Genomic DNA, 25,742 nt, shown 5'->3' on the forward strand with positions numbered 1-25,742 from the left:
ACAGTCCTGCCGGTAGCTGCTGCAAAAATGCTTGCTGGAAAGGATGCGCGCGCCGAATGCCGGGCACTCAGGCGCTGTGCCGTTCGAATTCCTTCATGTATTCGACAAGCGCTTTGACGCCTTCGAGCGGGACGGCGTTGTAAATCGACGCCCGCATGCCGCCGACGGACTTGTGGCCCTTGAGCTGCACCATTCCCCGCGCTTTCGCGCCGGCGAGGAAATCTTCGTTGCGCGACTCGTCCGCGAGGAAAAACGGTACGTTCATCCGCGAGCGCGAGCCACGTTCGACCTTGTTCAGATAGAAGCTGCTCGAGTCGATTGCGTCGTACAACAGCTTCGACTTTTCGAGATTGCGCGCTTCCATCGCGGCGAGGCCGCCCTGCTTCTTCAACCACTTGAACACGAGCCCCGCAATGTAGATTGCATACGTGGGCGGCGTGTTGTACATCGAATTGTTTTCGGCGACCGTTTTCCATTCGAACGCCGACGGGCAGATGCGCAGCGCCCGGTCCAGCATGTCCTCGCGCACGATCACCACGGTCACGCCGGCCATGCCGATGTTTTTCTGCGCGCCGCCGAACAGCACGCCGTATTTGGCGATGTCCATGGGACGCGAGAGGATATGCGACGACGCGTCCGCGACGAGCGGAATATTGCCGAGGTCGGGAATTTCGAACGTCTCCACGCCGTGGATGGTCTCGTTCGTGCACAGGTGCACGTAAGCAGGATCGTCCGACAATTGCCACTCGGAGAAGGCCGGCGCGCGCGTGAAGCCGTCAGCCGTCTGGCCGCTCGCGGCGAGATGGACGGTGCCGTACTTCTGCGCTTCCTTGAACGACTTTTGCGACCACGATCCGGTAATCACAAAGTCGGCGCGCGGTTTTGCGCCGAGCAGATTCATCGGCACGATCGCGTTTTCGCCGAGACCGCCGCCTTGCAGGAACAGGATCCGGTGGCTCGCCGGGACCGCCAGCAATTCGCGCAGATCGACGAGCGCTTCCTCGTGGATCGACATGAATTCTTTCCCGCGATGGCTCATTTCCATCACGCTCATGCCGCTGCCTTGCCAGTCGAGCATCTCGGCTGCTGCCTGACGCAGCACTTCTTCGGGCATGGCCGCGGGGCCGGCGGAGAAATTAAAGACGCGCATCGTGAGATCCTGAAAGCGGCGCGAACCCGAAAAGATCGCGCATGAGTCGGCGAATAGGTGAGTCAGCGGATGGTGAGTCCGTGGATGGCCGCCGTGGAACAGACTACCGGAAAGCGGCTATGTCTGAGCGGATGCGAACGCCCACCCAAGGCAGTTGGCCAACCAGGCCACAACGGCATTAGCCATTGACCGCATGGACCCATCGACCATTTCGCGCCGAAAAAACAATGGCCGTTCGCGCATACGCGCAAACGGCCATTATCGCATTGTCCCCGCTAACCCGCCAAACGCGGCCGCCCTGAAACCGGACAGCCGCGCGGCGCGCCAGCGCGGTTCTGCGCGGCTTTCGCCTAAGACTTACTTGGCAGCCGGCTTGACCGAAGCAACTTCCTTGTCAGCCTGGTCACGCGTCGCCTTGATCGATTGCGGCATGTACTTCTGCATCAAGCCGTTGACGACGTCGCGGCCAACCTGGTCTTGAACCTGGATGAACTTGCGGCCCGTCGGGCTCTTGTAGAACGTGGTCAGATCTTTAATTTCCGACGTGCTGTAGTACTTTGCATAAGCATCGTACTGAGCTTGCATTGCGTCCTGGCGGAAGCTGTCCGTCGCGAAGACCTGGCCTGCGCCGTCAACCAGCTTCGGCACTGCGTTCTTTTGCAGCGTCGGGACGGAAGCCTGCTTCTGCTTGTCCGTCATCGTCTTGTTCTCGCTCAGCGCGTCCGAGAGGATAGCCGGGACGAGCTGCTTCGCTTGCATTTGCGCGCTGTTACCGATCGCGCCGACGAGCTTCTGCGCGTCGATTGCGTCCAGCAGGTCCTTGATTGCAGCCTGCTTGGCCGGATCAACCGGTGCTGCGGCAGCAGCCGGCGCCGACGGAGCCTGGCTCTGAAGCGCTTGAGCCATTGCAAACGTCGGCACGAGGGCAGCCAGCAATGCCAGTTGTTTGAATCGTTTCTGCATCATTACTCCCTAATAGAAATTAACTTGAACTGCGAGCCGCGCGGGAAGCGTGTCGGCCGGACACGCTATTGTTTCCTGCGCGGCTTTCAACCGGCTAACGAATGCGCAAGCCGCGACGCAGGTCAGGCCGCACCGCCGTCTTCGCCGCCGATGTTGCCGTCGGCGGGACCCTCGGCGTCGCCTTCGACATCGCCTTCCGCTTCAGCTTCGGCAACCTGTTGCAGACCTGAAAGCTTGGTCCCTTCATCAAGGCTGATGAGTGTAACACCTTGAGTTGCACGGCCCATTTCTCGAATTTCCGACACGCGCGTACGAATCAGCACGCCCGTGGTCGTGATCAGCATGATCTGCGCTTCCTGGTCGACCAGCGTCGCGGCGACAACCCGGCCGTTACGCTCCGACGTCTGGATCGCGATCATGCCCTTCGTGCCGCGGCCGTGACGGGTGTACTCTGTGATCGGCGTGCGCTTGCCGAAGCCGTTTTCCGTGGCGGTGAGCACCGACTGCTGCTCGTCGCCCGCGACCAGCAGCGCAATCACGTTCTGGCCGTCTTCGAGCTGCATGCCGCGCACGCCGCGCGCCTCGCGGCCCATCGGCCGCACGTCGTTCTCGTCGAAGCGGACCGCCTTGCCCGAATCGGAGAACAGCATGACGTCGTGCTGACCGTCAGTAATGGCGGCGCCGATCAGGTAATCGCCGTCATCCAGACCGACCGCAATAATACCCTTGCGCAACGGCCGGCTGAAGGCTTCCAGCGGCGTCTTCTTTACCGTTCCTAACGCAGTTGCCATGAACACGAACTTGTCTGCGGAAAATTCCTTGACCGGCAGCACCACCGTGATCTTTTCGCCTTCCTGCAGCGGGAACATATTGACGATCGGACGGCCGCGCGAGTTGCGCGAGCCCTGCGGCACCTCGTAGACCTTGACCCAATAGACGCGACCGCGGTTGGAGAAGCACAGAATGTGGTCGTGCGTATTGGCGATGAAGAGCGTGTCGATCCAGTCGTCTTCCTTCATGGAAGTCGCCTGTTTGCCGCGACCGCCGCGCTTTTGCGCGCGATATTCCGACAACGGCTGTGATTTCACGTAACCCGCGTGCGACATGGTCACGACCATCTCTTGCGGCGTGATCAGGTCTTCGGTGTTCAGCTCGGTGGCGTTCAGCTCGATCTTCGAGCGGCGCGCGTCGCCGAATTCGGCCTTGATCGACGTGAGTTCGTCGACGATGATCGCCGTAATGCGCTCCGGACGAGCGAGAATGTCCAACAGGTCGGCAATCTGCGCCATCACGTCGCGGTACTCGCCGATAATCTTGTCCTGCTCAAGGCCGGTCAGGCGTTGCAGACGCATCTGCAGAATTTCTTGAGCCTGAGTGTCGGACAAGCGGTAAAGGCCGTCCGCCTGCATGCCGAAGGATGGATTCAATCCGTCGGGGCGGTAAGCCTCGCGACCGCCCGCCGACGCATTCTCCGCCTCGGCACGCGACAACATTTCGCGCACCAGCGACGAATCCCACGGACGCGCCATCAATTCCTGCTTGGCGATAGGCGGAGTCGGCGCAGCCTTGATGATGGCGATGAACTCGTCGATGTTGGCGAGCGCAACCGCCAGACCTTCGAGCACGTGGCCGCGTTCGCGCGCCTTGCGCAGTTCGTATACAGTGCGCCGCGTCAGCACTTCCCGCCGATGCGACAGGAAGCACGACAACATCTCCTTCAGGTTCAGCAGCTTCGGCTGGCCGTCGACGAGCGCGACCATGTTCATGCCGAACGTGTCCTGGAGCTGGGTCGCCTTGTACAGATTATTAAGAACGACCTCCGGCACTTCGCCGCGCTTGAGCTCGATCACGACTCGCATGCCGCTCTTGTCGGACTCGTCGCGGATGTCGGAAATGCCTTCGAGCTTTTTCTCGTTGACCAGCTCGGCAATGCGCTCGAGCAGCGAGCGCTTGTTCACCTGGTACGGCAGTTCGTCGACGATGATCGCCATGCGCTGGCCGCGGTCGATCTCTTCGAAGTGCGTGAGCGCCCGCATCACCACACGGCCGCGGCCGGTGCGGTAACCGTCGCGCACGCCGGCCACGCCGTAGATGATGCCGGCGGTCGGGAAATCGGGTGCCGGGACGATATCGATCAGGTCGTCGATCGAGGCTTCCGGATTCTTGAGCAGGTGCTGGCAGGCGTCGACAACCTCGTTCAGGTTATGCGGCGGAATGTTGGTCGCCATACCGACCGCAATGCCGGACGAGCCATTGATCAGCAGATTGGGAATGCGCGCCGGCAGAATGGCCGGCTCGTTCTCGCTGCCGTCGTAATTCGGCGTGAAGTCGACCGTTTCCTTGTCGATGTCGGCGAGCAGTTCATGGCCGATCTTCGCCATGCGGATTTCGGTGTAACGCATGGCCGCGGCGTTATCGCCGTCGACCGAACCGAAATTGCCCTGGCCATCCACGAGCATGTAGCGCAGCGAAAAGTCCTGCGCCATCCGGACGATGGTGTCGTATACAGCCGTGTCGCCGTGCGGGTGGTACTTACCGATGACGTCGCCGACGATACGCGCCGACTTCTTGTACGCGCGGTTCCAGTCGTTGTTCAGCTCGTGCATCGCATATAGCACGCGCCGGTGCACCGGCTTCAGGCCATCGCGAACATCGGGAAGCGCACGCCCTACGATCACGCTCATCGCGTAATCGAGATACGAACGGCGCATTTCCTCCTCGAGGGAGATTGGCAGAGTCTCTTTGGCGAATTGATCCATTATCCCGTATCTTTTACGTGCGAAGGCGGTGAGAACCCGGCACCTTCGCGTAAGCATTGCAGGCGCAACGCATCACGCGATTCTAACATGCCGCCAATCCCGCCCCGGCGGCGGGACGTATACCTATTAGCAGCACCAGGCGAAAAAGTTCCGTGAACGCATGATTTTGGGGCGGGTCAGGCTCGATTCGTGCGTAGGGCAATTCGCCGCTCAGCCATGACTGGCGGGACACTCCGGGCGATTGTTCTGTTGCGCATGCACCACAATTGGAAGGCGATTTGATCGGGGGCGGATTTTTTTATCGTCGGAAGGGAACGATATGGCAAAATGCCAACGCACAAAGAGTCAGACACTGCTCGAAGTCTAGACACAGCGTTTTTTGTTCCGCACCAATGTTATACTTCGAGCAATGTATGACTTGTCTTCGTCAACAGGCTCGCAGTAAACCTGCGGTAATCTCAATTTCGAGAGGAGAAATATGAATAAACTTTCAAAGCTCGCGTTCATTGCAGCTACCGCGGTTATGGCTGCATCCGCCATGGCACAGTCGGTGCCGGCGTCGCGACAAGCTACCAATGACAACTGGGTGAATGGTACTGGCGAATACGTGTGGATGAACGGCACGAACGAGCTTTGCTGGCGCGATGCATTCTGGACGCCGGCAACGGCTAACGCCAAGTGCGACGGCGCACTGGTCGCCCAGGCTCCGACGCCGCCGGCTCCGGTCGCACCGGCACCGGCCATCACCAGCCAGAAGATCACTTACCAGGCTGACGCACTGTTCGACTTCGACAAGGCTATCCTGAAGCCGGCCGGCAAGGAAAAGCTGGACGACCTGGCATCGAAGATTCAAGGCCTGAACCTCGAAGTCGTCGTGGCAACGGGTTACACGGACCGCATCGGTTCGGACAAGTACAACGACCGTCTGTCGCTGCGTCGCGCTCAAGCTGTGAAGGCTTATCTGGTCAGCAAGGGCATCGAATCCAACCGTATCTACACGGAAGGCAAGGGCAAGCGTAACCCGGTTACGACCGGCTGCAACCAGAAGAACCGCAAGCAACTGATCGCCTGCCTCGCACCGGATCGTCGCGTGGAAGTCGAAGTTGTCGGTACTTCGAAGCAGTAAGCTGCAAAACACGTAGTATCAAAGCCCCGCTTCGGCGGGGCTTTTTTATTGCCGTGAGTGTTTGATTGCCGGCAGGCCGCGCCGCCAGTCACGTCAGGCGGTGGCCATCTTGCGGCGGCATTTTGCCGCCCCGCGCCCTCGCCTATATACTCCGGGTTTATCCTCGAGCGCCCGCTCACCGCTCTCATCGAGGCAGCTTCGCCATGACCAACGCCGATCCCCACGAACTGCAGAAATTCAGCGACCTCGCCCATCGCTGGTGGGACCCCAACGCCGAATTCAAACCTCTGCATGAACTCAACCCGGTGCGCCTGAACTGGATCGACGCGCACGCCCATCTGGCCGGCAAACGAGTGCTGGATATCGGCTGCGGCGGCGGCATCTTGTCGGAATCGATGGCGAGTCTCGGGGCGGACGTCAAAGGAATTGACCTGTCGAGCGAAGCGCTGGGCGTCGCAGATCTTCACAGCCTTGAAAGTGGTGTAACCGTTAGTTACGAGGAAATCGCTGCCGAGGCGCTCGCCGCGCGCGAACCCGGCACCTACGACGTGGTCACGTGCATGGAAATGCTGGAGCACGTGCCGCAGCCGTCGGCGATCGTCGAGGCATGCAGGACGCTCGTCAAGCCGGGCGGCTGGGTATTCTTCTCCACGCTCAACCGCAACGTGAAGTCTTATCTGTTCGCTGTAATCGGCGCCGAATATATTGCACGGATGCTGCCCAAGGGCACGCACGACTACGCGCGTTTCATCCGCCCCTCCGAACTGGCCGGCTTCGCGCGCGCCGCGAGCCTGCGTACCGCGGACATCAAGGGTATCGTTTATAACCCGCTCTCCAGACACTTCGCGCTTTCCGACGACACGAGCGTGAATTACATGCTCGCGTGCCGCCGCGACGCATAATCCGCCCAACGCCGCCAAGAATGAATCAATGAGCGATCCCACGCCCCTGCCCCAGCGCGAAGACAACGAAGATTCGCTCGGTCTTTGCCAAGCCGTGCTGTTCGACCTGGACGGCACGCTTGCCGACACCGCGCCCGATCTGGCCGCGGCCGTCAACAAGATGCGTCACGATCGCGGACTCGAGATGGTACCGCTCGAAAAGCTGCGGCCGCTGGCGTCCGCCGGGGCGCGCGGGCTGATCGGCGGCGGCTTCGGCATCGGACCGGAGGACCACGAATTTGCGTCGATGCGCGAAGAGTTTCTCGCCAATTACGAAGCGGATCTGTGCATCGAGACCACGCTCTTTCCGGGCATCCCCGAGTTGCTCGACGAACTCGACGCGCGCGGTGTTCGCTGGGGCATCGTGACCAACAAGGTCGCGCGGCTCACGGAACCGCTGATCGCGCAACTCGGTCTTGAAGAGCGCGCTGGCTGCGTGGTCAGCGGCGACACGACGCCTCACTCGAAGCCTCACCCCGCGCCCTTGTTGCACGCGGCGCGCGCACTCGACACGGCGCCCGAGCATATCGTCTACGTCGGCGACGATTTGCGCGACGTGCAGGCCGGCTTCGCCGCCGGCATGAAGACTGTGGCTGCGGCTTACGGCTACTGCGGCGATGACATTCCGCCGACGCAATGGCACGCGCAGCATGTCGTGAACTCACCCGCCGAACTGCAGCGACTGTTGCGCGACATCGGCTAAGCCATTTCGACGCCTTGTGCTCGTTCGCCGCAACACCCGGCGCACAGGGGCCGGAAGGGACCCGACACAGGGCCGTCAAATTATTGTAAAATGTACTTTGGCTTGGAATTATCAAGCAACGAACCGCGGGGGCGACCTGGTTTCGACAGGGGTTGCGAAGCGGCTAGGGCATGTCGAGGACCCGTCACCTCGTTAATCAATGGGAAAAACGTAACTGCAAACGACGATACGTTCGCACTGGCAGCCTAAGGGCCGCCGTCCTCTGCCTAGTTCACTGACGGGCTAGTGTCGCAAGACCGGTAGCAATACCGACAGAGGTCATATACGTCAGTTAAGCCTTGACGGAGTCACGACGTCCGGGTCGAAAATCTAGTGAATCGCCATAGTGCAGCGTGTTCGTCCGCGTCACTACGGTTAAATCAAAAGACAGAACTAAACATGTAGAACTGGTCGTAGAGTGCTTCTGGACGCGGGTTCGATTCCCGCCGCCTCCACCAGACAGCTTGCAGCAAACGGCGTTGCCCCGGCAACGCGATGACAAAACCCCGACGGCGTAAACCGGACGGGGTTTTTCATTTTGGACTGCCGGCGCGCAGCGCACGCGCGGCGATTTGCGAGCCACGCGCCATGACCGGAAAGGCTCGTTTAGATCCTGGATCACAGCTCACCGCCGAATCGCCACCAGCGCCCGCAAAATATCAGCGTCGATCTTAGGCGCCTGCGCGCCGGAAACCACCGCCGGCATTTGCGCATTCCCTTCGGTGACCGGCCGTTCCCGGTCTGCGCCACTCACTACGTGCAGCAAAGTCGTCGTGCCTGGCGCGGCCAACGCCAACCCACCACCAGCCGCTGCAGGGCGCACTTGAGCGCCATTCACCGCACCACGGTCCACCGTGGCATTAGCCACCGCCCTACCACCATCCGCATTCAGCAACAGCTCGTTCACGCGCGCCACCTCGTCGATATCCAGACTGGCCGCAACCGCCTTCAGCTGAAGCAGTGCCACTACGGTCGCATAGCGCGCGCGGATCTGATCGCGCCGATTCGCGAAAAACGTGTCCGATGCCCGCAGCACGTCCGTGCTCGGGCGGCTGCCTACCCGGTAGCCGATCCTCGTCGCATCCAGCGCCGCGCGGGAACTCTGTACGAGGCGCGACAGCATTTCGACCCGCGCGACGCCGGCCCGAAACCGCGACCAGTACTCGCGTGCGCCCGCGCCCGCGGCGCGTGTCGCCGCCATCAGTTCGTCCTGCGCCTTATCCTCCAGCGCGAGTTTTTCGTCGATAGTCGCGGTAGCTCCGCCACCTTCGAAGATCGGAATGGTGACGGACAGCATCGCCGTGTTCGTAGTGGTGGGCCGCAGATACCCCGCCGCTGCGCCCGCCGGCGTATGGCTCGCCGTCAGGTTGACGACCGGCAGCCGCGCTGCGCGAGCCTTCTCGACCTCCAGCTCGGCGATGCGCTTATCCACCTGCTTCAATTGCACGTCGTAGTCATGCGCCTGCGCTTGGGAAGCCCAGCTCTCCATGTCCTGCGGATCGAGCGCCGGCATGCCGGCCATATCCGACACCCGCGAGAGCCCCGCAAACGGCTGCCCGGTAAGATGCTCGAGTGCCAAGCGTTTCGGTTGCAAGTCATCGCGCGCATCCTGTTGTTGCGCTTGCGCCTGTTGGCGTGCCGCCTCGGCTTCGCGCACGTCGATTACCGTCGCCTCGCCCGCCTCCCGCTTGCGGCGCAGGGCGTCCAGGTGCAGATCGAGCGCCGCCGCATAGTCGTTGGCACGCGTCAGCTCGTCCTCGGCTGCGAGCTCGTCGAAATATGCCTGCACGGACCGCAGAATGACCGCTTGCCGCGCGCGAGCCCAATCAACGGCGCCCCGGGCCTGAACAAAGTCGGCTTGCTTGTACGCAGTCCATCGGCTCCAGTCGAACACCGGCTGCGTCAACTGAACGGTCCATCCGCTCTGCCAGTAATGGGTGTTGGGAAGGCCCTCGGTAACGACATTGTTGTACGCGCGCCCCCAGCCGCCCACCACCTGCGGCAGGAGCGCCGCGCGCGCCTTCGGCACAGCTTCGCGCGCCGCTCGCGAGCTCGCACCGAACGCGGCGAGATCGGCATCATGATCGATACTCTGTTCGACGACAGCGAGCAGATCGACTGCGGCCGCGGCACCGGCATACCCAACGCCCGCGAGGGCGACGATGGCGCCCGCCCATGCACGCTTACTCATCCACCCGCACTCCTTCCCGAGCCTCGCATAGCAGTTGGCCGCCGGCCAGCCGATAGCGCGTGTCGAACTCCGCTGCCAGCGACATGTCATGCGTGATCACCACCACCGTGCGCTCGAGACGCAACAGCAAGTCGACGATCCGCCGCACCGAAGCAGGGTCGAGATTCGAAGTCGGCTCATCGAGCAGCAGCAGTTCGCGCTGCTGATACAACGCGCGCGCGAGCAGCAGACGTTGCCGCTGGCCCGCGGAGATATTGGCGATCGTGTCGCTGATCACGGTGCGCGTGCGCATCGGCAGGCGCATCACATCGGGCAACAGGCCGACGTCGTCGAGCAGGGCGTGAATTCGGGCTTCGTCGGCATTGCCCGCGAAAAGCGACACGTTGTCCGCGATCGAGCCATGCAGTATCAAGTCGCCTTGCCGCATATGAACCGCGTGCTGCCTGATTTCGTCGACACTGAGATTGGGCCACGCGATACCGTTCAACGTAATCTCGCCTTCCTGCAGCGGCTCTGCTGCCGCGAGCAATTTGAAAAGCGTCGACTTGCCGCTACCGGACGCGCCGGTAATCACAATCTTGTCGCCCCTGCGGATAACGAGGTTCGCGTTGGCCAGCACTGGCTGATCCGAGACGCCATAGCGGAAGGTGACACCGCGCATCTGGATCTGCTCGAACGTGCGCACCTCGACGGCCTGATGCAGATTGGCGAGCGGCGTATAGCGCTCCGCTTCGCAATCGACGATATCGCCCACCCGCGCCACCGGCACGCTCAGCATGAAATACTCGAACGCCCCGTTGACGGCGCGAGCGAAACGCTCCGACAGCAACGATTTGTAAATCAGAAACGAATAGAACACGCCAACCGAGATCTGACCGCCCAGCATCAGGCGTGCGGCGAACCAGCTCACCGCGATCATGTCCGCGTAATCAATCAGCTTGAGGATCGCATCGCGCGCGCTGGTGAGGCGGCTGCTGCGCACGAGCGCCGCAATGTATGCGCGATACCTCGTCATGAAGATCGCAGTGCGCCTCGTCTCGCCCTGCGACAGCTTGATCAGCGACGCGGCGCGAATCGTTTCGATCAGCGTGTCGTCGCAACGCGCCGATTCTTCGAGGACCAGCGCATGCGTATCGCGCATGCGTGCAAACAGCGCAAACGCCACGGCGACATAGACCACAAAAATCAGCAACGCGATCAGCGTAAGTTGCCTGCTTTGCACGAGCATCAGCGCCAGCGCCAGCGTGCTGACCACGATGTCGATGCCCGCCGAGATCGCCGTGCGCGTCGAGAAGACGCTGATTTCGTCCTGCGCCTTCACTCGCGCGAACAGATCGCCGACATGGCGCTTCTCGAAATACGGTATCGGGTTGCTCAGCAATTTTGCGACGATGCCTTGAGTCATGCTGACCTGAACCAGACCATGCAGAAGTTCGACAAGGTAAGTCTGCACGTATTGGCTCAACGCGCCGGTCACGAAGATACCGGCAAACGTCAGCATGAGGACGTTCAGCAGATTGAGGTTGTCCGCGGCGACCACGTCGTCTAGCAACAGGTTGCCGAGATACGGCATGGCGAGAATCGCAAACTGACTGCCGAGCGCGACGAACATGATCTTGGCAATCTGCGCGGCGAGTTGCGGATTGAGCGCGCGCACGCGAGCGAGCGCCTGCGGCACACGTGACTTGCTGCGCACGCGCGGCATGTCGGGCGTGGCCGCGCACTCGAGCAGATAGCCGGACACGTTGGCGACGAACGTGTCCATGGAAATGCGCCGCCGGCCGCTCGCCGGGTCGATCACCTGCACGTACCCGCGCACGCATTTTTCGAACACGACGAAATGCGCGCCGCCGAAGTGCAGGATCGAACCGCGCTTGATGTCCTGCACGTCGCCTGCATCGAAGCGGTAAGCCTCTACTGCCAGACCGAATTCAGCGGCGACATCGTATAGATCCATCAACGTCAGGCCGTTCGCTGAGATCGGCCTGAACGCCTGCAATTCGCGAATCTCGATAGCGTGGCCCAGGTGCGTCAGGACCATCGCGAGGCATGCGTAGCCGCATTCGGCGACTTCGTTCTGGTAAATCACGCGCATCGTCAACCTCGCAGCATGCGGAAAAGCGGTGCGAGCACCCATTCGGCGATGGTGCGGCGCTCGATCACGATGCTCGCCGTGGCCGTCATGCCCGGCAGAATGTCGAAACGTTGCCGCTCGAATTTGAACTGGCCGTCGCCGAGCGTGGCCCAGGCCATGTAGTCCCCTTCCGCGCCGCGCGCCTCCGAGGCGCCGGCCGGCGATATGGCCGAGTGCACGGTGGTACGCGAGATCGAATCGATGCGAGCGGGGTAGCTGCCGAACTTCGCGTACGGAAAAGCGTCGAGCTTGAGCCGCACCACCTGCCCTTCGCGCACGAAACCGCGCCGGCGCGACGGAATGCGCAACGCGGCACGCAGCGGACCCTGCCGGCCGGTGGAGATGACGAGCGCGACGTCTTCCGGACTTAGCGTGCGGCCGGGGACGAGGCCCGAGAACGTCACGAGACCTGCTTTCGGCGCGGAAATGACGGCGTCCTGGCGAGTCTGCTCGAAGCGCACGCGGATGTCTTGCACGTCCCGTGCGTGACGCGCGGCGAGTTCGGCGAGTTGCGCGTCGAGGCTGGTTTGCGTGCCGATTGCGGCACCGAGTTCGGCATTCAATTGCTGACGACGCGCGCTGCCCTGCGCGACCGAGACCTTCGCCTGATGCGTGAGCGCCCTTGCCTGCTCGATGCGCTCGGCAGTGACGTAGTCCGATACCGATTCGAGGCGAGCGAGCGAGCGTTGCGCCTCCGCGGCGAGTTGCTGGTTCTGGCTCGACTGCTCGTCCAGCGCCGCCATTTCCGCGCGACGGCTTTGCGCCGCGAGCCGCGCGGCGTCAAGCTGCGCCAGCAGGTCAGACTTGCGCTGCAGATACTGTGCTTCGGTGGTGCGGAGCTGCTCGTCGCGCGCATGTTCGTCGAAGGCGGGCCGCTGCCGCCCATCGCTCGCGAGCGACAGATCGCGTTCGAGCCGGAACAGGGGCGTGCCCTGCTCGACCCGCGCCGCGCTGCTTACGTAAATGTCGGAGACAAGCCCGCTTAGCCCCTGAACCTTGACTTCGGACGGTGAGACGATCTCCGCGCGCACGTCCTGCTTCAGTTCGACCTGGTGGACAAACGCAAAAGCCACCGCGCAGACAACGAGCGTGGACGCCGCGTACGCGAGCCAGCGCCAGGAAACGTCCCTGAATTGCGGGAGATGAGTAGGTTGCATAAGTTGTTGCGGTCGGACAGGCGAGCCGCGCTCGAAAGTGAGCGCTAGCGGAAAATGCGGCGCGCCGGCCTTTGCAGCGGGCGCGGAAGGTATTAACGAACGGGTGCGAACGAATACATTGATGGGTGTCCGGCCACCAGCCAGTCTGCATAGTTGTCGGCTACTGCCGCTTCGATATAGCGCGCCACGTGTTGAGGCGCGCCGGCCGCGGCGAGCGGCAGCGGATCGAAGATCTGCGCACTGAAGCGGCCCCGCTCGTAACGCAGATAGAACGGCAGCAAGATCGCGTCGAACTGGGCGCCGAGACGGAACACACCGTTGTGAATGCGCGCGTTGCGCCCGAACAGCGAGACGCTCACCGTTTCCATTGGATAACGGTGCAGCGTGAATGGCGGCACGTCGGCGAACAGCACCGCAACGCCGCTGCGCTTTAACGCCCGCGCGAGACGCAGGCCGAGGCCGTTGCGGTCGTCATCGCCATAGGTGTACAGCACGGTCACGCCGGGGATTAACGCATGGTCGTCGCCATACAGGTCGCGCGGCACGCCCGATACGACAGCGAGCGATTCCAGCCCGAGCAGCTCCCGCAGTTCGTCGATCACATAGATGTTCGCGTATTGCGAGACATAGTGAAACGGCGACACGATGACGGGCCGCCCAGGTTCCACTACACGCAACTGCGAGATTTTTCTGGCGAGTGCACGGGCGACCTCCTGCAAATCCGGCCATGCTTCGCTGCCTCTTGCGAGCCGCCCGTAATAGATGCGCTGGTCGATCAGATGCTCGCGAAAACGGCCCGATGCCACGCGATTCGAGCCGGGCAATGTCAGCTTCAGGACATTGCGGCCAATATCGCAACGGCAAGTGCCCTCCCAGCGCACACGTGCGTCGGTAAGCGCGCGGAGTCGCCAGGAAACGGCGGCAAGCGGTTCGATTGCGGTACGCGGCAAATGGGCGATCACCGCCCGGCGAGCACGGCCTGTCGCATACGCCAGCCAATCAGGCAGCGACGCAAGCAAGCGTAGCCCCGCGGCCGCAAGCTTCGGATTCATGTCGGCTTGCTTGCCGGGACCGCGCCTACGAGCACAGCCCCGGCTTCAAACATTAGGCGCGCGCCACAGGTGCGGAAGCCCTCAGCGTGGTTTGCGTGCGGGTTCTGCAGCTGCTCTTGCAGCAACCACCAGCAACGGCGGACTTAGCCAGTTCATTGCGATTGATCTTTTGCATTTTTACCTACCAGTGATCGAATTAATAAGATGGCCCATCAGCGATTAGTTCCGGACCAATTACCCGATGGAGCGCTAATAATTTTATCACTGGATTTTTATCAAAAATAAAACTGACGTAATTTTGCACCCACCTTATTCCCGAATGACTCCCTCTTGGTCGAAGCAATTTTCCGCGTCCCGACGCGCTCGTGAATTGTCCGCTTGCGCCCGTCTGACCGCCACCCGCACGGTCCGGCGAGGTTATTGCCGCAGCGTCGACGGTCACTCGTCGCAGGCGGAATTCCGGCACGTAAGGTTTAAACGACGGACACTCTCAATTCACCTCAAATTCGACCTGACGTTTCTATATCACGAATGAGAAATTTCGCACCCATTAATTCCCGCTTATCAACACGCAAAATTAAAAATCACGCATTTCATGGCGGAAATAATCGCGTAATTACGCGAAGAGAGCAAACGGCCACTATGCTCCGGCAAAGTCCGCGCCGGCCGCAAGTCCGGTAGCGAAAAAATGCCAGGCGCCGCGGCGACTTCTGCCTCCAAACCGCAATCCGATGGAATAAACCGGCCGGCCAGACCGTTGATGCGTGACGCGTGCACACATGCGGCCTCGCATATCAGCGCCGCATGCGCACGTCGCAAAGCCAATTCACACGAAAAACCAGGAGCCACATCATGCGTAAGACTCTCTTGTGCCTTGCCTTGCTCGCGCTGCAACAAGGCGCTTTTGCCGAGCCCCCGAAAGTGGTAGACGGCCGCTTCGTCACCTCTGACGGCATGACGCTTTACACGTTCGACAAGGACACCTCGCCGGGTTCCAGCGCCTGCACCGGCGGCTGCGCGACCAACTGGCCCGCTGCCGTGGCCGGCCCGTCGGACAAGCCGTCGGGAGACTGGACCTTGATACCGTCGGCGGACGGCAAGCAGCAATGGGCGTACAAAGGACGTCCGCTCTATCGCTTTGCGGCGGACAAGCAGGCGGGAGACGTGAAAGGCGACGGCTTCAAGGACGTCTGGCACACGGCGAAGCCGTAACCCGCACAGTTCGCAAGCCAATGCAAAACGCCGGCGCAGTGCCGGCGTTTTGCATCAATCTGGCTGGGACGACGAGCGCGATTCCCGCGCCGCCGGCTGGCGATGGGGCAAACGATGCGGCCGCAACTCGACCTACTCGTCCTTCGGACAGCGCAGGTTGCAGCCGTTCGGATCGCCGAGGTCACCGCGCTTGCGCATCGCCGATTTCTTGTCGGACTGATATTTGTCCGACGGCGCCGACGCAGCAAACGGCATTTGCGGATGTTCGGCAAGCCGGAACTGTTCCTGCAGAATGCCGCCCGGCACGCCCGGCGAGTTCTGCGCGAACGCGACGCAGGCACTCGCGAGGAACAATCCGGCCGACGCGGCCGCGGCACATGTGTGTAGAAGAACTTTCATATCGGTTCGAAGCGCAGCGACGCGCGCAGTTGGACAAAGGCGGAAAGCTTAGAGAGTATCCGAAACGAAAGCCAGCCGCAGCGGCGAGCGTGACGCGATGCGCGCTATGCTGTTTACGCCCGCTTACCAGCACGGCTCGCCCGCCGCCCCGCTCAATCCCGCTTCGAGATCCACTATCTTGCCGCAGTGGCGCGGATCATAACCTTGCAGCCGATCGACGCTCGCGTGGAACGCGCTGCCGCGCAGCAGTTCGATCACCTCCGACAACGGCGCCCTCTCCAGACGCGAGCGGTCACACGCGAAGTAATAGTCTTCGTCGACAGCGGGAAGGAAGTCGAGCCCGAAATGATGCGCCGCGGGCTCCACGCCGAAGCCGACGTCCGCCATGCCGCTCGCCACGAAGGCCGCAATCGCCGAATGCGTCAGTTCCGCCGACGCATAACCGTTCACGCGATCCGGGTCGATGCCCAGTTTGCGCAGCGCGAGATCGAGCAGCATGCGCGTGCCCGAGCCATGCTGGCGATTGACGAAGCGGATGTCGTCGCGCGACAGATCGGCAAGCCCGGCGATGTCCTTCGGGTTGCCCTTGCCGAGAAACAACCCCTGCTTGCGCCGCGTCAAATGCACCAGCACGTGACGCTGCGGATCGAGCCAGTGCCGGTAAGTGTCGGCGCAGGCCGCGCGAAATTCGCCGAGCGGCAAGTGAAAACCGGCCAGATCGCACTCGCCCCGCGCGAGTGCGCTCACCGCGTCCGCGCCATCGCGATACTTGATGTCGACGGGCAGCTCGCGCGCCACCAGCGCAGTGACGAGCGCGGCCACCGCATAGCCGTGCGACGCATGAATGCGCACATGATCGACGGGCGGCGCGAGCCAGCGGTTCAGATCGCTTGCCACTTCGCTCGCGAGCGCCTGCATGTTGCCGTCCAGGCGCTCGCCGCACAGACGCTGCGCGCGCAGCACGGCCTGCCCGAGCTCGGACAGCACCGAACCGCGGCCGCGCTCCTTCGTAATCAGCGGACCGCCCAGGCGCTCCTCGATTGACCGCAACAAACCCCACGCATGACGGTAGGACAAACCCTTAAGCGCCGCCGCCTGCGCGATGCTGCCGGATTCGTTGACGAGCGCGAGCAGCGGCACGACGTCCGACAGGCTTGCCTCCCGGCCATCCGGGGCCTTCAATATCAATTGAGCATGGCACTCGATTCGGATCATATATGTGCTGATGTTTCCTATTGCGTCGGCCGTTTCGCCCGCCTATCGTTCGGCTATCCCATATCGAATAAACGAAGCATAAGTGCACGCATTATGAATAACAAGTGCATATATGACTTTGGAGGAGCCCCCACTTGGACGATCTCATCGCCATTGCGCCGGAAGAGCTGGTAGCGCGCCACGCGCAGCCCGGCAGGTCGCTGCTGGCCGTGCTGCACGCGATTCAGGACGAACTCGGTTACGTGCCGCCCGACACCGTCGCGCCGCTCGCGCGCGTGATGAACCTCTCGCGCGCGGAAGTGCACGGCGTCATCACCTACTACCACCATTTCCGCACGCAGCCGGCCGCGCCGGTCACGGTGCAGCTATGCCGCGCGGAAGCCTGCCGCAGCATGGGCACCGAAGCGCTCGCGCAGCACATCGAGTCGCATACCGGTTGCCGCTTCGACGCGGAACATGAAGCCGGCGCCACGGTGGAGCTGGAGTCGGTGTATTGCCTCGGTCAGTGCGCGCTCTCGCCCGCGATGATGGTGAACGGCACGCTGCACGCCCGGGTCACGCCGCAAAAATTCGACGCGATTTTCGCGGCCGCCAGCAAATGCGTGGAGGTGACGGCATGACGCTCATCTATGTTCCCCGAGATTCATCGGCGCTCGCCCTGGGGGCGGACGCGCTCGCCGACGCGATCAAAGCCGAAGCCGCCCGCCGCGGCATCGCAATCGAGCTCGTGCGCAACGGCTCGCGCGGCTTGCTGTGGCTCGAACCGCTTGTCGAAGTACAAACGGCCGAAGGCCGCATCGGCTACGCGAACGTCGAAGAAGGCGATGTGGCTGCGCTGTTCGACGCAGGCTTCATCGACGGCGGCGAGCATGCGCGCCGCGTCGGGGTGGTCGACGAGATCCCGTATCTGAAGAAGCAGCAGCGCCTCACGTTCGCGCGCATCGGCATAACCGACCCGCTTTCCATCGACGACTACGTCGCGCATGGCGGCCTCGAAGGTCTGCGCAACGCGTTGCAGACCGACGGCGACGCCGCCTGCGAAGCGCTCATCGAATCGGGCCTGCGCGGTCGCGGCGGCGCCGCGTTCCCGGCCGGTATCAAATGGCGCACGGTGCGCGCCGCCAGGGCGGCGCAGAAGTACATTGTCTGCAATGCCGACGAAGGCGACTCCGGCACGTTCTCCGATCGCCTTGTGATGGAAAGCGATCCGTACGTGCTGATCGAAGGGATGATCATCGCAGGCGTCGTGACGGGCGCCACGGCCGGCTATATCTACGTGCGCAGCGAATATCCGCATTCCATCGCGACGCTCGAAGCCGCGATCGCGAAGGCGCGCGCGGCCGGCTGGCTCGGCGACAGCGTGCTGGGATCGGCGCATCGCTTCGAGCTGTTCGTCGCCAAGGGCGCGGGCTCCTATGTATGCGGCGAGGAAACGGCGCTGCTCGAATCGCTCGAAGGCAAGCGCGGCATTGTCCGCGCAAAGCCGCCCGTGCCCGCGCTCGTGGGCCTGTACGGTCAGCCGACGGTGATCAACAACGTCATCACGCTCGCAACGGTACCGATCATCTTTGCGCGCGGCGCCGCGTACTACAAGGACTTCGGCATGGGCCGCTCGCGCGGCACGCTGCCGTTCCAGCTCGCGGGCAACGTGAAACAAGGCGGCCTCGTCGAGCTCGCGTTCGGCGTGACGCTGCGCGAGCTGCTCTACGACTACGGCGGCGGCACGGCGAGCGGTCGGCCGGCGCGGGCGGTACAAGTGGGCGGCCCGCTCGGCACCTATCTGCCGGAAAGCCAGTGGGACATCCCGATGGATTACGAAGCGTACGCCGCGGTCGGCGCGGTGGTCGGCCACGGCGGTCTCGTCGTGCACGACGACACGTCGAACCTCGCCGATCTCGCGCAATACGCGATGCACTTCTGCGCGCTGGAGTCGTGCGGCAAGTGCACGCCGTGCCGCATTGGTTCGACTCGCGGCGTCGAAGTGATCGCGCGAATCCGCAACGGCGATACCTCCACGCGGCAAGTGCAGTTGCTGCGCGATCTGTGCGACACCATGGTGTCCGGATCGCTTTGCGCGATGGGCGGCATGACGCCGTATCCGGTGCTGTCCGCGCTCGACCATTTCCCTGAAGACTTCGGCCTCGCCGGCGCTGGCGCCGATGCCCCGAAAGCTGCGGCCTGAACGAGGAGCCCAACCATGTCAGACATGCTCAACACTCCGACCGGCGCCCCGAAGGAAGTCCCCTTGGGGGGCGGCTGCGGCTCCGGCAACTGCGCGTGCAAGTCGCAGGCGCAAGCGCGCGCCGGCAACAGCTATTTCGACGACACCGACTACGGCACACCCGCGCGTCATGCAGACGTGGACGTCACCCTGGAAATCGACGGCCAGTCGGTCACGGTGCCGGCCGGCACGTCGGTCATGCGTGCCGCGATCGAAGCCGGCGTCAACGTACCGAAGCTGTGCGCGACCGATTCGCTGGAACCGTTCGGTTCGTGCCGCCTGTGTCTCGTCGAGATAGAAGGCAAGCGCGGCTATCCGGCCTCGTGCACGACGCCCGTGGAAGCCGGCATGAAAGTGCGCACGCAGACCGACCGTTTGCAGTCGCTGCGCCGTAACGTGATGGAGCTGTACATCTCCGATCACCCGCTCGATTGCCTGACCTGCCCCGCGAACGGCGATTGCGAACTGCAGGACATGGCCGGCGTCACGGGCTTGCGCGAAGTGCGCTATGGCTTCGATGGCGCGAATCACCTGAAGGATCAGAAAGACGAATCGAATCCGTACTTCACCTACGATCCGGCGAAGTGCATCGTCTGCAATCGCTGCGTGCGCGCGTGCGAGGAAACCCAGGGCACGTTCGCGCTGACCATCGCCGGGCGCGGTTTCGAATCGCGCGTGGCCGCCAGCGAAAACCAGCCGTTCATGGAGTCGGAATGCGTGTCGTGCGGTGCGTGCGTGGCCGCATGCCCGACCGCGACGCTGCAGGAGAAGACCGTGGTGATGCTTGGCCAGGCCGAGCACTCGGTCGTCACCACCTGTGCGTATTGCGGGGTGGGCTGCTCGTTCAAGGCCGAGATGAAGGGCAACCAGGTCGTGCGCATGGTGCCGTACAAGAACGGCCAGGCAAACGAAGGCCACGCGTGCGTGAAGGGCCGCTTCGCATGGGGCTATGCAACGCACAAGGACCGCATCACGAAGCCGATGATCCGCGCAAAGATCACGGACCCGTGGCGCGAAGTGAGCTGGGAAGAAGCGATCAACTACGCGGCGTCCGAATTCCGCCGCATTCAGGCGAAGCACGGACGCGATTCGATCGGCGGCATTACGTCGTCGCGCTGCACGAACGAAGAAACCTACCTCGTGCAGAAACTCGTGCGTGCCGCCTTCGGCAACAACAACGTCGACACCTGCGCGCGCGTGTGCCATTCGCCGACCGGCTATGGTCTGAAGACGACACTCGGCGAATCGGCCGGCACCCAGACCTTCGCCTCGGTCGATAAGGCCGACGTCATCATGGTGATCGGCGCGAATCCGACCGACGGCCACCCGGTGTTCGGCTCCCGTCTGAAGCGCCGCGTGCGCGAAGGCGCGAAGCTGATCGTCGTCGATCCGCGCCGCATCGACATTGTCGATACGCCGCACGTGAAGGCGTCGCATCACCTGCAATTGCGCCCGGGCACCAATGTTGCCGTTGTGAATGCGCTCGCTCATGTGATCGTCACCGAGGGGCTGCTGAACGAGGCGTTCATCGCGGAGCGCTGCGAAGGACGCGCGTTCGAGCAATGGCGCGATTTCGTCGCGCTGCCGGAGAACGCGCCCGAAACCACGGAAGCGATCACCGGCGTGCCGGCAAAAGACGTGCGCGAAGCTGCGCGCATCTACGCGACCGGCGGCAACGCGGCGATCTACTACGGCCTCGGCGTCACGGAACACGCGCAAGGCTCGACCATGGTGATGGGCATTGCGAATCTCGCAATGGCCACCGGCAACATCGGCCGCGAGGGCGTCGGTGTGAATCCGCTGCGCGGCCAGAACAACGTGCAGGGTTCGTGCGACATGGGCTCGTTCCCACACGAACTGCCGGGCTATCGCCATATCAGCGACACGATCGTGCGCTCGCAGTTCGAGGACGCGTGGAACGTCACGCTGCAGACCGAACCTGGCTTGCGCATTCCGAACATGTTTGAGGCGGCGCTCGACGGCAGCTTCATGGGCCTCTACTGCCAGGGCGAGGACATCGTGCAGTCGGACCCGAACACGCACCACGTGGCCGCGGCTTTGTCGTCGATGGAATGCATCGTCGTGCAGGACATTTTCCTGAACGAAACGGCGAAATACGCGCATGTGCTGCTGCCGGGCTCCACCTTCCTCGAAAAGGACGGCACCTTCACGAACGCCGAGCGCCGCATTTCGCGCGTGCGCAAGGTCATGCCGCCGGTGCCGGGCTACGCCGACTGGGAAGTCACGCTGATGCTGTCGCATGCGCTCGGCTACGAAATGGACTACTCCCATCCGTCCGAAATCATGGACGAGATCGCCCGTCTGACGCCGACCTTCCACGGTGTCTCGTACCGGAAGATCGACGAGCTTGGCAGCATCCAGTGGCCTTGCAACGAAGCAGCGCCGGACGGTACGCCGACCATGCACGTGGATGCGTTCGTGCGCGGCAAAGGCAAGTTCGTGATTACGAAGTTCATCGCGTCGCCTGAAAAGGTGACGCGCAAGTTCCCGCTGCTGCTCACGACCGGACGCATTCTGTCGCAGTACAACGTCGGCGCGCAGACGCGCCGCACGGAGAACTCGCGCTGGCACGACGAAGACCGCCTCGAACTGCATCCGCACGACGCGGAAGAACGCGGCATCAAGACGGGCGACTGGGTGGGCATCGAGTCGCGTGCGGGACAAACCGTGTTGCGCGCGAAGGTCACCGAGCGGATGCAGCCGGGCGTGGTCTACACGACGTTCCACTTCCCCGAATCGGGCGCGAACGTGATCACCACCGACAGTTCGGACTGGGCAACCAACTGTCCGGAATACAAGGTGACCGCGGTGCAGGTCATGCCGGTCGAACAGCCCTCCGAATGGCAGCAGCAGTATTCGCGCTTCAATGCCGAGCAGCTCGAGTTGCTCAGGCAGCGCGAACTGGCCAACGCGACATCGGGTAAGTGAGGCGAGCCATGGACATTCGGAATCTGATCGACATGGCGAACCGGATCGGCGATTTCTTCGCTTCGATGCCGGATCACGACGAAGCGGTGGCGGGTGTGGCCGACCATATCCGCCGCTTCTGGGAGCCGCGCATGCGGCGCGCGTTGATCGCGTCGCTCGATGCGCCGCAGACGGGCGACATCGAGATGTCCGCCATCGTCAGGGAGGCTCTGGTCAAAAACCGCGAGCGTCTCACGCCTGCGGAGGCTTCTGTCGCCTGAGGGTTGGGCGCGGAGGTCGGTGGTGGCGCGGTGGTGGTGCTCCGGCGGTCGGCAGTCGGCAGTCGGCAGTCGGCAGTCGGCAGTCGGCAGTCGGCAGTCGGCAGTCGGCAGTCGGCAGTCGGCAGTCGGCGGCAAGCATGCGGTGGCCCGCGATGCCACGACAGCGGTATCGCGACAGTGGTGTGCCAACAGCGGGGTCCCGACAGCGGCACAGCGGCAACGGGCCGCTGGACGCCGCTCCAAGCCAGTCGACGGCGAGCGTCATGCTGTCGCGCGCCGCCTCCTCTGCATCACACAGCCGTCTGCTCCGGTCTCTCTCCCCCCACGGTAAACCACGTTTCGCAGTGCCGCAGCAGCCCGTTCAGGTCCGAGCCGGTGCGCCCGCGCGCGCTGATGTAGCCGTCCGGCCTGAGCAAATAGAACGACGGCCGCGTGCGTCCATAAGACTCGGCTAGTGACGGCCCACCGTCGCCGGTGGTGTCCGTCACACGCCAGATCCGCACGGCGCCCGGCAACAAACGCTCCATTTCCACGGCAAGACGCTCGAGTTCCGGGTCGGGAGGCGGCTCGTGCTTCGCATCCGGGTCGAGCGGCTTGCCGTCGACGGGCAACGGCGGGACCAGCACGAACAGCGAGAAGAACGCCGGGTCGTGCAAGTCGTACACGCAGCCGATGCCGGGCGCACATCCGAGCGGACCGTCGACCACATGCACCACCGCGTCCGGCGCGCGCTCACCCGCTCGCGGCCCGCCGTCGAGCACGCGCTCGAGTGTGAGCGGGCTGCGCCGATACTGGACCGACAGTTCGCTGATAGTGAGCCGCGCGGCGTCGCGCAGCGGACCGAGTGCAGCGAGAACCGGCATCACGCGCTCGCGCAACAGCTTGAGCGGCCCATGGTCGGCTTCCGCCATCTGCGTGATGAAGCCCGTTTGCCGCAATACATCGCGCTCGATGGGATGCCGTTCGAGATGGTAGGTGTCGAGCAGGCGCTCGGGTGCGGCGCCTTTCAGTACACGCGCCAGTTTCCAGCCGAGGTTGAACGCTTCCTGAATGCCTGTGTTCATGCCTTGCGCGCCGGCCGGGCTGTGCACGTGAGCCGCGTCGCCCGCGAGGAACACGCGGCCGACGCGCAGGCGCTCCACCATCCGGCTGTTCACGTGGAAATACGAGGACCACGCGAGCTCGGACACGTCGACTCGTTCATGCACGCGCCTCGCCAGCAGCGCCTTGCACGCCTCGAGCGACGGCGCCGGGACGCGCTTGAGCGGCGGCTCGCCAAGCACCACCGGCGACAGCGGCGCGGCAGCGGCAGGCGCCGGCTCCACCGCGTGATCGGCAATCAGCCGATGCCGGCCATGCCCCATCGGAAACAGCGCGACGAGGCCTTCGCCGGAAGCGAAGATGTGGAATTCGTCGTCCGGCCAATCTGTTTCGGCATGGACATCAGCCAGCAGGAATGTCTGCTCGAGTGTCCTGCCCTCGAAGTTCAGACCGAGGCCGTGGCGGATCATGCTGTGCGCGCCGTCGGCGGCGATTATCCATGACGGCCGCAGCGTTTGCGTGTGACCGTCGGGGCGCCGCAGCGTCGCCTGAACACCAGCCGAGCCTTGCGAGAACGTGGTCAGTTCGACGCCCCGCTCGATCGTCACGCCAAGCGTCGCGAGATGTTCGGTGAGAAGACGCTCGGTCACCGACTGATCGAGAAACAGCAAATACGGATAGCGCGTGTGCAGCGGATCGAAGTCGAGCTGCGCGAGCCGCATGCCGTTCGAAAATAGATTGGCCACGCGTGCGCGATGGCCAAGTTCGAGAAAGCGGTCGGCAAGCCGATGCTGCTCCAGCAGTTCCAGCGTACGCGCCTGAATGCCGATGGCGCGCGAATAGGGATTCGGCCGCATCGCGCGGTCGATCAGCCGCACGGGAACGTGTGCGCGCGCGAGACTCATGGCGGCGGCGAGCCCGGTCGGCCCCGCCCCGACGATCAGCACCGGTGACGCATTGTCAGCAGCAGCGTGCATGCGAAACTCCGCAGATCACAGTGCGCTCTAGTGTACGCCGGGCGCCCGCGGCTTCAATGCGCCACTGGCGGCCGGTCCATCGCACAACGATGATGGGTCGTGCCAAGATCCACTTGCAGCGTGGCATGCTGCATCGAAAAGCGTTCGCGCAACGCGAGCACAATGCCGTCGAGCCGCTCGTCGCCGGGGTGCCCCGCCGGCATCACCAGGTGCGCGCTGAGCGCATTGCCGGTGGTCGACAGCGCCCACACGTGCAGATCGTGCACGTCCTCAACGCCGGGCTGGCTGGCCAGATAATCACGAATGCGTTGCACGTCGACGCCCGGCGGCACGGCGTTGAGCGCGAGGCGCACCGAGTCGCGCAACAGGCCCCACGTGCCGTAGACGACGACCGCGACGACCAGCAGGCTCATCAGCGGGTCGAGCCAGGTCCAGCCGGTGTAGAGAATGGCAAGGCCGCTCACTGCCACCGCGGCGGACACGCCCGCATCGGCAGCCATATGTAGAAAAGCGCCGCGAATGTTCAGGTCTTCCTTCTGGCCACGCATGAAGAGACATGCGGAGATTCCGTTGACGACCATCCCCACGGCCGCGACGACGAACACCGCCAGCCCGCCGACGGGTGCCGGATTGAGCAAACGGCCGATCGCCTCGGCGACGATCACGCCGCACGCGAACAGCAGCAGCGCCGCGTTGGCGAGCGACGCCAGAATCGACGAGCTGCCGTAGCCGAACGTATAGCGCGCGGAAGGACGGCGCGTGGCCAGCCAGCCGGCGCCCCAGGCAAGCAGCAGCCCGAGGACGTCTGAGAGATTGTGGCCGGCGTCGGCGAGCAGCGCGGTGGAATGCGCGAGCACGCCGTACACGGCCTGCATGGCGACGATCGCGACATTCAGCACGACTGCGAGCGCAAATGCCAAACCGTGGCCGGCCACGGGGGCATGGGCATGGTGGTGGCCGTGACTGTGACTGTGACTGTGACTGTGACTGTGACTGTGACTGTGACTGTGACTGTGACTGTGACTGTGACTGTGACTGTGATCAGGACCATGGCCGTGGCTTTGGTCGTGACTATGATCACGCCCGTGGCCGTGGCTGTGATCATGGCTTTGGTCGTGGCTTTGGCCGTGGCTGTGACCATAGTTTTGGTCGTGGGTGTGGTCGTGGCTACGATCGTCGTGCCCCTGTCCCGCACCATCGCCGTGACCATGCCCGTGGCATTGCCCGCCGGCATCCGATGCCGCGAGCCGCGC

General features: G+C 63.3%; 19 protein-coding genes and 1 other RNA gene. 9 read left to right on the forward strand and 11 right to left on the reverse strand.

Going from position 1 to position 25,742, the window contains the following annotated elements; genetic code table 11:
- Positions 1 to 67: 67 nt before the first annotated feature.
- The 3 genes from serC to gyrA all read right to left on the reverse strand — a co-directional run bounded on the left by serC (position 68) and on the right by gyrA (position 4,872).
- Positions 68 to 1,150, reverse strand: a complete 1,083-nt coding sequence (serC, locus tag F757_RS0123575; protein ID WP_027213537.1) for a 3-phosphoserine/phosphohydroxythreonine transaminase — start codon at positions 1,148 to 1,150, stop codon at positions 68 to 70.
- Positions 1,151 to 1,507: 357 nt separating this feature from the next.
- On the reverse strand, positions 1,508 to 2,113 hold the full coding sequence (locus tag F757_RS0123580) for a DUF2059 domain-containing protein (protein ID WP_027213538.1): 606 nt from the start codon (positions 2,111 to 2,113) through the stop codon (positions 1,508 to 1,510).
- Between the two features lie 122 nt (positions 2,114 to 2,235).
- Entirely contained in the window at positions 2,236 to 4,872 is a 2,637-nt protein-coding gene (gene gyrA, locus F757_RS0123585) for a DNA gyrase subunit A (RefSeq protein WP_027213539.1), read from the reverse strand.
- A 478-nt stretch (positions 4,873 to 5,350) separates the two neighbouring features.
- Between gyrA and ompA the strand changes: the two genes are divergently transcribed.
- The 4 genes from ompA (at position 5,351) to ssrA (ending at position 8,139) form a co-directional block, all read left to right on the forward strand.
- Positions 5,351 to 5,998, forward strand: a complete 648-nt coding sequence (ompA, locus tag F757_RS0123590; protein ID WP_013340148.1) for an outer membrane protein OmpA — start codon at positions 5,351 to 5,353, stop codon at positions 5,996 to 5,998.
- A gap of 203 nt (positions 5,999 to 6,201) precedes the next feature.
- Positions 6,202 to 6,900 carry a bifunctional 2-polyprenyl-6-hydroxyphenol methylase/3-demethylubiquinol 3-O-methyltransferase UbiG gene (gene ubiG, locus F757_RS0123595; protein WP_027213540.1) on the forward strand — a complete coding sequence of 233 codons (699 nt, stop codon included), beginning with the start codon at positions 6,202 to 6,204 and terminating at the stop codon, positions 6,898 to 6,900.
- Between the two features lie 28 nt (positions 6,901 to 6,928).
- Positions 6,929 to 7,642 carry an HAD family hydrolase gene (locus F757_RS0123600; RefSeq protein WP_027213541.1) on the forward strand — a complete coding sequence of 238 codons (714 nt, stop codon included), beginning with the start codon at positions 6,929 to 6,931 and terminating at the stop codon, positions 7,640 to 7,642.
- 127 nt (positions 7,643 to 7,769) lie between these two features.
- Positions 7,770 to 8,139, forward strand: a transfer-messenger RNA (tmRNA) gene (gene ssrA / locus F757_RS35380).
- Between the two features lie 167 nt (positions 8,140 to 8,306).
- Here the strand turns inward: ssrA and F757_RS0123605 are convergent.
- From F757_RS0123605 to F757_RS0123620, 4 genes are all read right to left on the reverse strand, one after another.
- Entirely contained in the window at positions 8,307 to 9,872 is a 1,566-nt protein-coding gene (locus F757_RS0123605) for a TolC family outer membrane protein (protein ID WP_027213542.1), read from the reverse strand.
- Positions 9,865 to 11,967 (reverse strand): peptidase domain-containing ABC transporter, encoded by a 2,103-nt coding sequence (locus F757_RS0123610; protein ID WP_027213543.1) that lies wholly within the window; start codon positions 11,965 to 11,967, stop codon positions 9,865 to 9,867. The genes F757_RS0123605 and F757_RS0123610 overlap by 8 nt, the downstream gene beginning before the upstream one ends.
- 2 nt (positions 11,968 to 11,969) lie before the next feature.
- Positions 11,970 to 13,163: an HlyD family efflux transporter periplasmic adaptor subunit gene (locus F757_RS0123615; protein WP_027213544.1), complete on the reverse strand. Its 1,194-nt coding sequence runs from the start codon at positions 13,161 to 13,163 to the stop codon at positions 11,970 to 11,972.
- 92 nt (positions 13,164 to 13,255) lie between these two features.
- Entirely contained in the window at positions 13,256 to 14,215 is a 960-nt protein-coding gene (locus F757_RS0123620; protein ID WP_027213545.1) for a hypothetical protein, read from the reverse strand.
- Between the two features lie 852 nt (positions 14,216 to 15,067).
- On the opposite strand from F757_RS0123620, the gene F757_RS0123625 reads away from it, so the two are divergent.
- Complete coding sequence (locus F757_RS0123625) at positions 15,068 to 15,427, forward strand: COG4315 family predicted lipoprotein (protein ID WP_027213546.1); 360 nt, start codon at positions 15,068 to 15,070, stop codon at positions 15,425 to 15,427.
- 132 nt (positions 15,428 to 15,559) lie between these two features.
- Here the strand turns inward: F757_RS0123625 and F757_RS0123630 are convergent, their stop codons facing one another.
- Both F757_RS0123630 and F757_RS0123635 read right to left on the reverse strand, forming a co-directional pair.
- On the reverse strand, positions 15,560 to 15,826 hold the full coding sequence (locus F757_RS0123630; protein ID WP_013340156.1) for a hypothetical protein: 267 nt from the start codon (positions 15,824 to 15,826) through the stop codon (positions 15,560 to 15,562).
- Between the two features lie 123 nt (positions 15,827 to 15,949).
- Positions 15,950 to 17,041 carry a substrate-binding domain-containing protein gene (locus tag F757_RS0123635; protein ID WP_027213547.1) on the reverse strand — a complete coding sequence of 364 codons (1,092 nt, stop codon included), beginning with the start codon at positions 17,039 to 17,041 and terminating at the stop codon, positions 15,950 to 15,952.
- 134 nt (positions 17,042 to 17,175) lie between these two features.
- Here F757_RS0123635 and F757_RS0123640 point away from each other — a divergent pair, with 134 nt between their 5' ends.
- Genes F757_RS0123640 through F757_RS0123655 form a run of 4 tightly spaced genes read left to right on the forward strand, consistent with a single transcriptional unit; the run spans position 17,176 to position 22,471 of the window.
- Positions 17,176 to 17,661 (forward strand): NAD(P)H-dependent oxidoreductase subunit E, encoded by a 486-nt coding sequence (locus F757_RS0123640; protein WP_027213548.1) that lies wholly within the window; start codon positions 17,176 to 17,178, stop codon positions 17,659 to 17,661.
- The gene (locus tag F757_RS0123645) at positions 17,658 to 19,223 is read left to right on the forward strand and encodes a formate dehydrogenase beta subunit (RefSeq protein ID WP_027213549.1); all 1,566 of its coding nucleotides are present in this window, start codon (positions 17,658 to 17,660) and stop codon (positions 19,221 to 19,223) included. Before F757_RS0123640 ends, F757_RS0123645 begins: the two co-directional genes overlap by 4 nt.
- A 15-nt stretch (positions 19,224 to 19,238) precedes the next feature.
- Positions 19,239 to 22,211 (forward strand): formate dehydrogenase subunit alpha, encoded by a 2,973-nt coding sequence (gene fdhF / locus F757_RS0123650; RefSeq protein WP_027213550.1) that lies wholly within the window; start codon positions 19,239 to 19,241, stop codon positions 22,209 to 22,211.
- A gap of 8 nt (positions 22,212 to 22,219) precedes the next feature.
- Positions 22,220 to 22,471 carry a formate dehydrogenase subunit delta gene (locus F757_RS0123655; RefSeq protein ID WP_027213551.1) on the forward strand — a complete coding sequence of 84 codons (252 nt, stop codon included), beginning with the start codon at positions 22,220 to 22,222 and terminating at the stop codon, positions 22,469 to 22,471.
- Between the two features lie 290 nt (positions 22,472 to 22,761).
- Here the strand turns inward: F757_RS0123655 and F757_RS0123660 are convergent, their stop codons facing one another.
- Entirely contained in the window at positions 22,762 to 24,489 is a 1,728-nt protein-coding gene (locus F757_RS0123660) for an FAD-dependent monooxygenase (protein WP_027213552.1), read from the reverse strand.
- Positions 24,490 to 24,542: 53 nt separating this feature from the next.
- A partial coding sequence (locus F757_RS0123665; RefSeq protein WP_027213553.1) for a cation diffusion facilitator family transporter occupies positions 24,543 to 25,742 on the reverse strand: 1,200 nt, incomplete at its 5' end.

The organism is Burkholderia sp. WSM2232 (assembly GCF_000472545.1).
Taxonomy (GTDB): domain Bacteria; phylum Pseudomonadota; class Gammaproteobacteria; order Burkholderiales; family Burkholderiaceae; genus Paraburkholderia.